The 8,305-nt window shown below is 58.1% G+C and carries 6 protein-coding genes and 2 pseudogenes; 4 read left to right on the forward strand and 4 right to left on the reverse strand.

Annotated features, from left to right (window positions below; all coding sequences use genetic code 11):
• The 3 genes and pseudogenes from EOA60_RS10385 to EOA60_RS10395 form a co-directional block, all read left to right on the forward strand.
• A pseudogene (locus tag EOA60_RS10385) lies at positions 1–1,828 on the forward strand (Mov34/MPN/PAD-1 family protein); the annotation flags it as partial.
• 536 nt (positions 1,829–2,364) lie between these two features.
• Positions 2,365–3,351 carry a phospholipase D-like domain-containing protein gene (locus EOA60_RS10390; RefSeq protein ID WP_091600496.1) on the forward strand — a complete coding sequence of 329 codons (987 nt, stop codon included), beginning with the start codon at positions 2,365–2,367 and terminating at the stop codon, positions 3,349–3,351.
• Positions 3,282–3,650, forward strand: coding sequence for a phospholipase D-like domain-containing protein (locus EOA60_RS10395; protein WP_164748213.1), 369 nt, complete (start codon positions 3,282–3,284; stop codon positions 3,648–3,650). Before EOA60_RS10390 ends, EOA60_RS10395 begins: the two co-directional genes overlap by 70 nt.
• A 27-nt stretch (positions 3,651–3,677) precedes the next feature.
• On the opposite strand, the gene EOA60_RS10400 is transcribed toward EOA60_RS10395, so the two are convergent.
• The 4 genes from EOA60_RS10400 to EOA60_RS10415 all read right to left on the reverse strand — a co-directional run bounded on the left by EOA60_RS10400 (position 3,678) and on the right by EOA60_RS10415 (position 6,710).
• Positions 3,678–4,544 carry a hypothetical protein gene (locus tag EOA60_RS10400; protein WP_091600494.1) on the reverse strand — a complete coding sequence of 289 codons (867 nt, stop codon included), beginning with the start codon at positions 4,542–4,544 and terminating at the stop codon, positions 3,678–3,680.
• Positions 4,545–4,663: 119 nt separating this feature from the next.
• Positions 4,664–5,431, reverse strand: coding sequence for a hypothetical protein (locus EOA60_RS10405; protein WP_091600493.1), 768 nt, complete (start codon positions 5,429–5,431; stop codon positions 4,664–4,666).
• Positions 5,432–5,528: 97 nt separating this feature from the next.
• On the reverse strand, positions 5,529–6,377 hold the full coding sequence (locus EOA60_RS10410; RefSeq protein ID WP_091600492.1) for a hypothetical protein: 849 nt from the start codon (positions 6,375–6,377) through the stop codon (positions 5,529–5,531).
• On the reverse strand, positions 6,378–6,710 hold the full coding sequence (locus EOA60_RS10415) for a hypothetical protein (protein WP_091600491.1): 333 nt from the start codon (positions 6,708–6,710) through the stop codon (positions 6,378–6,380).
• 624 nt (positions 6,711–7,334) lie between these two features.
• Between EOA60_RS10415 and EOA60_RS10420 the strand changes: the two are divergent.
• A pseudogene (locus tag EOA60_RS10420) lies at positions 7,335–8,305 on the forward strand (peptidase S8); the annotation flags it as partial.

An 8,305-nucleotide genomic window follows, 5' to 3' on the forward strand; every position in this document is an offset into this window, starting at 1 on the left:
GTTCGAAGGGCCCAACGCGAGAGCCGCCGTTGCCATGGAGCAACTGGGTCGCACGACGCCCGCGCTTCTCCGCGCCGTGTCGGCAGCTCCCTCTTATCCGCCATTCAGCCTGGTTGGCTGCGGCAGCGTCGGATCGAAAACCGCTCTGCATCTGGCCCGTGCCGGCGCCCAGATCTTGGCCGTCTCCGACAGCAACGAGCTGCGGCCCCACAACATGGCCCGGCACGCCCTCGTGCGGCCACCCCTGCCGTGGCCGAAGGCGTTTGAACTGTCTGACGAGCTGGCCCTGCTCGGGCAGAAACCGGAAGCCCATCTGATTGACGTGGTTAGGGGCCTGAAGCGTGCGGACAATCGCCTGCTGATTTCGCCGCCCGGGACCGGCACGCTGCTCAACACGACCGCATCGAGCCTGGTGCGCGATGCCCTGTCAATGGTGAGCCCTGCCGAGCTGCCGGCACGCATGGCGGAGATCGCCCTTTTCGGGCGCGGCCGTGGCGGTTTCGTATTTCATAAGGGAAGCAACCGCAATCCGAGCCTCGCCGACCTGCAGGCGGTGCTGTCCGCGACCGTGACGCCTTATGAACGGACATTGTTGTTCGATCCCGAGTTCGGGCTGACGCAAATTCAGATCGGGGAAGGCTGCGGCTCCATGACTATGCCGATGACCGACGCGCGCCTTTCGGCGATGACCGCCATGGCCACCGAGGAACTCATGCGCCTCGCCGGCGCCAATGCCGATGGCGGAGAACTGGTCGTGGGGGTGGCAGAGCCCGATAGCCCATCGACAAGTTGGCGCCGCCTCTCCGTGTCAAAATTCCTGGAAATCCCGGTCGAGGGCAGCGAATGGACTTTGCGTCTGTCGTCGCACGTCGCCGGCATGATCCGCGAAGAGACCGCGCGGTTTCCCAATGTCGAGACGGGAGGCCTTCTGATCGGCTCCTGCAGTTCTCTCATGAAGACTGTCACGGTGGTCGACCTGATCGAGGCGCCAGAAGACAGCGTGAGGACGCCGACGCTGTTCGTGCTTGGAACGAAGGGCATGAAGAATCGGATCGATGCCCGTTTCGAGGAAAGCGGCCGCTCGCTGCTTGATGTGGGTACCTGGCACAGCCACCTCGCCGAACAAGGTCCCTCGCCCACCGACCGCAAGACGGCCAAGCAGGTCGCCGTGGAGCGAGCGCCGCCGGCCATCCTTTCTCATTGCCACTCCAGCCACGTACCATGCCATCATGCATCAGGACGCGCCATGAACGATTACCTCGACGCCTACTCCATCAAGGCGCGCCTCGCGCCGGCAGCTCTGGCGATTGCCCCGGTCATTGTCCTGATTGTGCTGGCCTTCAACTGGGTTCAGCCGAGCCTCCCCGAGGCCATCATCGGTCTCGCCGTCATGGTCCTGTTCTTCGCTGCCTCGAATGTGGCCCGCCGCCTGGGCAAGAGGAAGGAGAGACAGCTGTTCGCGACGACCGGCGGGAGACCGGAAAATCGCGAACTGAACCACCTGGATAAGACACTCGACGAGCGGACCAAGGACCGCTACCGCAAATTCCTCGCCAAGCAGCTCGAGCAGCCGGCGCCGACGCGCGACATGGAAGTCGAGGACCCCGACGAAGCGGCTGCGTTCTATGTGCAGTGCTACAACTGGCTGCGCGAGAACACCCGCGACACCGAGAAATTTCGGATTCTTTTCAACGAGAACATCGCCTACGGCTATTACCGCAATCTCCTGGCGCTGAAGCCCTATGGCATCGTGCTCAATCTGCTGACCATCGCCGCCGCGGCCGCAATCATCTACTACAAGCCCGATTTCGCTTGTTGTCGAGGTTGATCAGCGCCATGTCCCCGTTGCCCACGGGGAAAAGGTCAGTTTTGCAGGCATCTGTGTCGGTTCCTATGGTTGGCCGGAACGGGCACGCAACGGATCATTTCCGTGTGCGCGCGCCGCCGGCAACTAGCCTGTGGCTTGTCAATGGAGCCTTGGGGCACTAGAACCGACTTTCAACGGTACGGACCTGTGGTCTGGGCAGTCTTACGGCGCCACGTCCGCAGGTACGCACAAACAGAAGGCAGGCGGTGGAATCACCGTCTGCCTTTTTTATGGCACAGCGTTAAAATGAAGTAAATACGTTCGTGCAGCGCGTTGCACTGAGGGTACGATTATTTGGCAAGTTGTCAACAGGCCAATCGGACCAAAACGCCGCAGGCGGCGATGCATGGCAGGTATGTCTTTTTACATATGGTAGCGGGACCCGAGAACGCAAGTCGCGCTTCACGTTGCTCGGTCGAGGGCCAGGTCGGTGAAGCTCCAGCTGCGCACAGGCCACGTTTGAGGCGCAAGCTTCACCGTCGCATGTGTGCCCTAGCATGGAAACGTCGGACGGCAGCGCCACCAGGGGGTATGTGGCTTCCCAGGCTTTCGTGGACAAATATCAGGCTCGCGGGCCGCTCAAAACATTGCTGCCCGCCCGCGTCGCTCAGGGCACCACGTTCAAGCCGACGCATCCGGACGCGGACGATGCCTACGAATGGATGGGACTGGAGGCCCGAAAAGAGATCTTTGCGCTTTTGGATGCAGCAGTAGCCGATCCTGCCGCAACGGTCAGCATGGTCGCCTACGACATGAGCGAAAGCGAAATCATGGACCGCCTGTTCGCGCTCGGTCCGCGCCTCAGGATGATCATCGACGACAGCGATAAGCATGGGCTCAAGACAAGTGGTGAGACCCAGTCCGAGACACTGCTCAAGGCTTCCGCTGGCGAGGACAACGTCAAGCGGGAACGGATGGGAGGTCTCCAACATAATAAGATGATTATCGTGGATGCGGCCGTCCCGCGCGCCGTCTGCGGTTCGACAAACTTCAGCTGGCGCGGGCTCTATGTTCAATCGAACAACGCCTTGCTGTTAACGGGCGCTCAAGCCGTCGCCCCCCTCAAGGCTGCGTTCGAGGCCTATTGGAAAAAGGATGGGTTCGCCAACGGTCCCTCACCCGACTGGCATCCGCTCGGCTTGGCGGGCATTGATGCCAGCATCACCTTTTCTCCCCATGACACAGCCCGTGCCCGCCTTGCGGAAATCGGCCAGGATGTCGAAAAGGCCCAGGCCTGCCTCCTCTATTCCCTGGCTTTCCTGAGCATCACAGGCGGTGCTGTAACCGACGCCGTGGAAGCGGCTACCAACAGCCCGGTTTCACCTACGGCATTTCCGACAACAACACCGGTGTCACCGTTCATAAGCCCAATGGCAACACTGCACCCGTCTATTTCGCTCGCCTCAACAAACACGTGCCGACGCCGTTTAAGGTCGAACCTTACACCGGCATCGGGCCAAATCTGCACCACAAGTTTCTGGTAATCGATTTCAACACACCTGACGCCCGCGTGTGGACCGGTTCTTACAACTTCAGCAAGCCCGCTGACCTTCAGAACGGAGAGAACCTGCTCCTCATCCGCGACCAAAAAATTGCGACATCGTATATGGTCGAAGGGATACGCATCTTCGACGACTACCATTTCCGCGTCACCCAGGAAGACGCTGCAGAGGCCAAAAAGACATCGTCCTTGCAAAAGGCGCCTACGGCCGGTGAAGACCCATGGTGGGCTGAGGACTATACAGACCCGTTCAAGATCCGAGACCGTGAGCTGTTCGCATAGAGCTACTCTTGCGCCAGAGCCCGGTTCTCAGGGGTTGGCAGGCACATTGCGATCTTTCAGGGTCTCAATGAGCTCCCGCAGAATGGCATTCGTTTCGTCCTGCCTGCGGCGAACTTCCTCGACAATTCTTCCGGTCGCCTGATCGTCGCGCTCCTTGAGCGCCTCAATTAGTTTCTGGTTGTCAGCGCTAGCCGCCCGATCGGCAGAAACCACCTCCCGCGTGAGAGCCTCGATCGCCGGAACGGTGCGATTTGGCGAAAAGTAATCAACGACCATCGGGGCGAAGGGACTCAGCGTGGCGATCACGAGCGCAAATACGCCGACAAGAATTGCTTTTTTGGCTGAACTGTCGGTCTGGCTGGAGGCCTCTTCGAACTTTCCTATAAAGGTCGTTGCCTGGGCTTGAATATCGTTGCCGATCCGCGCGGCGTTTGTCATGACATCCAGCATGCTTTCAAACTTCCGTTCGATTTCTGCCAGCTGCGCATTCGTGTCCAGAATGGGGTTTCTGGGCATCTGGAAATCCGGCATTCTAGGGGCCGAAATAGCTCGCTCGGTCAATAGCCCCCCGGCATCCGGCTTCGAGATTGAATCGAGCAGTCGCCTTTGGCCTTCCACCTGATCCAGTATGGACCTCATTGCAGGCGACGGCTGTGTGAGCGATTCAAAGCGCTTCCGAAGCGCCTCCGCCTCCTTCGAGGGCCGGAGCAAATCACTGAACTTGTCTTGCTGTTCCTGCAGGCGGATGGCCAAGTTTTTAGCAGGATTTACGTGTGACCCAATACCTGCAAGTGTTTTTGCAATCTCGCTCAATGGCTTGGCACCACTGCCGGTGCTTACCTTAAGGTCCTCAAGCTTGATGGGCTTGGGAGAGTCGGGAGAATCGTCACTCATCAGTCATGGTCCCCATGGGATAGCGCCGGTTAGATATAGGAATCCGGAGAACACAGTGCCAGTTCGAATGGCCCATCTCGCAGGCATGCACTCCGACAACCCACCGCCATTCCGGTGGTCTAAATCGGCAGCTTCGGCGCAATGTCGGCGACGAACAAGCGAAGCGCCATGGCGATCTCGCTGAATTCCTCCGCGGTGAAAGAGACCGTTTCCCCCAAGGCGAAGACACGAATACGCAAGTCTCTTTTGATTTTGATCGTCGCGCCCTTTTCAAAGTACTGGTTCTTGTGAACCTCGATCTCTTCCCCGTCGCTGACGGTAGAACATTTCAAACGGGGCAACTTCAGGCTAAGGGCCCCCGCGCCTTCGTCGCAGTCAATATGACCTACAACGCCATTGCGATGTTCCAGACAGTTCCGAGCCCTCTGAAGCGAGCGGTACTCCTCAAAGAAATCGAGCTTCGTCGCCAATTGCGCCTGCACGGCCAGCAGCAAATCTGGAAAATTGAGACTCGACGCCTTCTTTTCCGCCGCGAGATAAATGTCCTCGAACTCGCCCCAGGTCTCGACCTTGCGTCCTTCCCTCAAACCAAGCGTGTAGATGTAGGCTTGCTCGAGCGTAGCCCTCAGCCCCCTGGCCAGTTCCTGAAACGCCTTCCCCAATATCCACGCGCGATAAGCTAGCTTGGCCTTGGCTTGATCGGCGTGAGGCACGAAGCTCAGCCCGGAAAACCCGTCCCGAGGTAGATCGTTGAGATCTGTAGCCTCGATCGCTGACGTGCATACGGCCACCATTTCAGTCGCCAAGCGGATGGCCTGAAGCGCCGGCGCGATCACGCCGTCGCCGTTGAGGGTGACCGTTACACTGGGTTTGTCTTCTTCCGTCACGGCGTCAATGAATCCGTGTCGGCGATGCCGTCGCCCGTGTCGTGATGCCAAGGTAGGCTAATCTGCATGGGGCCATTTGTGCTCCATGGATTTAGCTTCACCACCTTAATTTTAGCTTTTGCACCCTTTTTCGGGCCGCAACTGCAGCCGCTTTTGTACTCCAGGTGAGTTGCTCGGCGGGGCCAAATGATTCACCGATTGGGGTCTGGGGTAAACGATCCCCTCCAGGCATTTTGCTGGTAACGACCCTTATTCTTTCACCCTGTTCGAGCGCCGCGATGTTGTCCAAAGCCGCACCCAGGCGAAATTCCATGACGTTCAGCATGTGCTTAACCCGCTCTTTGTCCGTGGTAGAGGGGAATGTCCGGCGGCCTTCGGAAAACGCTTGAGTTATGTCATCAAATTTCGCGTCTGTAGCCATCGCAAATAAGTCCTGTGGGAAGATGCGGTTGCGCCGTCCGGCCTGTAACAATCCGGGGGCACGGCGAGCATAGATCTTCTCGACCAAATCTGAGCAAAATGACGTTCGACTTGCCGCGTATTGCGAAAAACCCAGCAGGTAGTCATATCGCTGATAGCAAAAATAGAAGAAGTCATAAAACCAAGCACTTTGCTTGCTGATTTCGTGCTGGAGGGCGTCCAACGCGTTCTTGAATGACGGCTTTGGCCTCGCTCTCGGAAGTATGGAGGGTCGACGTAGGATGCGGAACTCTCCGGGAGCTAAGCTGTCGAAAATAGCTGACTCGGCGGCAATCATCACGCCGCTTTCTGGCGTTGCATCGGCCCAAATCCCGGAACCGACACAGACCATAACATGGGAGAATCGGGCCCCGTGCCTTCCAAGCGCTTTCTGCCCGATAACAATCAGCCGGCTCAACCAATCATGTTGATGAACGAACGCTATGTCGCCCACCTCGGAAAATGTGACGCCGGGAGGGATCGCCATTTAACGCCAATACGAGCGGCTTATGTAGGTGAGTGCAAGGCTTGTGAGAAACGCCACCAGCGCAACTGTCGCATAGATGAGGGCAGGGCTGGAAGTCGCGGCCGCTTCCGGCTTCAGGAGGGCGATGACCAGAGGATCGATTTTGCTGAACGCGTATCCGCTCAGAAATCCGTAAACGAGCTTTCCTAAGCTGGCAAACGCTTCGCGTTCACCATCCCCGTAAGGGGATATGAATATTCCGGCTGCCCATCCAAGGGATGCCCCGAGGGTGCCGCTGAGGAGACATGGGTAAAACAGTTCAGGCCTACTCGCATCGTAGTTCTTGGCGAACATAAAGAGGCATCCAAAAATCAGGATACTGGCGATCAAACCGACTATAAGATCTGAGCCATCGCCCCATTTTCCCCTTTCACGCCTGGCGCGCCGCTGATTGTCTGAGATCCTGGCGCGCTCATCTTCTGACAGTTGAGATGTCGACGGACTCGATAACTCAGCCATGACCCCCCTACGTCGTCTCCCGGTGGCCAGGCTTGCCTTGATCCAGCAATCAACGGCCTTGCTGCGTCACCCGCCGACGGAGCAGCTAGGGAAGACGATGCCTGCGGTTTCGGGGATTGATAAAGCGGCTTGAACGTCCTGAACAAGCGTTCAGATGGGATGCTACAGGTCAGCCCAGGAGTGCGAACGGTTTAGAAGAAGTGTGCGGACGGGCGGCGACGCGCTAGCCCGGTGATGACGACCCGAAAGCGACCGTTCTTCAGAAAGTAAACCGGCAGGGTCTGGTGATCGAGTGCTCCGGTTATTCCGATACGGCAAGAACATTTTCCGTTTTTTATGCCTGTAAGCGCGCCGGCCATTGACCCGATGTTTCGAGCATGTTTCTAATAGAGTGAGGGTGTAATCTCGGTAAGTATTTCAATCGGTAGTGTTTGAAATACTAGGGATGGGGGAAATGCCATGTCGGGGCAATATACGGCTCCGCCTGTTCGCCGGTTGCGGGTCTATGCCTTCGACCCGCAGGCTTCTACGTCGGCTGCGACTGCAGGCGTTAATGTTGCAACAATTAAAATACCTTGGGAGCAGAGCTGGGAGGAAGAAATTCAGCCCGGCCCCATCAATGACTACCTTGAAGTTATTGATATCGATCCGGTCAGCGGCCAATTTTATGAGCCGGTGGACCTCAATCACCCCTACCTCCTGGCTCAGGACGGCTTGGCCCCCTCGGAAGGCGATCCCCGCTTTCACCAGCAGATGGTGTTCGCCGTTGCAATGAAGACTATTCGAACTTTCGAACGGGCGCTTGGCAGGAGAGTCTTCTGGGCTCCGCGTCGCGTTCCCAACGGGCGAAAATACGAGCCGGTCTATAAATTGCGTATCTATCCCCATGCCCTTCGCGAGCCCAATGCTTATTACAGCCGGGAAAAGAAGGCCCTCCTGTTCGGCTATTTTCAGACGTCCGCGCACAGCGCCGGCGCCAAATGGGTGTTTACCGCGCTTTCGCATGACATCATCGTTCACGAGGTCACGCATGCTATCCTGGATGGACTTCACCGGCGGTTTGCTGAACCGACCAGCGTAGACAGCTTGGCGTTCCACGAAGCCTTTGCCGATATCGTCGCTCTGTTCTCACATTTTTCGCTTGAGGAAGCAGTCAGCGCCCAGATTGCGAAAGACGGCGGTAGCCTCGACAACCGCTCCCTCCTCAGCGGCCTCGCCCGGCAGTTCGGCGAGGCTACCGGCCGGGACGGAGCCCTTCGCGAGGCGATTGACGATCACAGTGGCGCTGCGCCCGTGATCTTGCGCGACGACATGACGGAGCCTCACGAACGCGGCGCGGTCCTGGTGGCGGCCGTTTTCGATGCTTTTCTGTCGATCTATGAGAACCGCACCGCTGATCTGCTCAGAATCGCCGGCATCAGACCCGGCAT

Origin of the sequence: Mesorhizobium sp. M1A.F.Ca.IN.020.06.1.1, from assembly GCF_004023265.1 — a bacterium.
Taxonomy (GTDB): Bacteria; Pseudomonadota; Alphaproteobacteria; order Rhizobiales; family Rhizobiaceae; genus Mesorhizobium.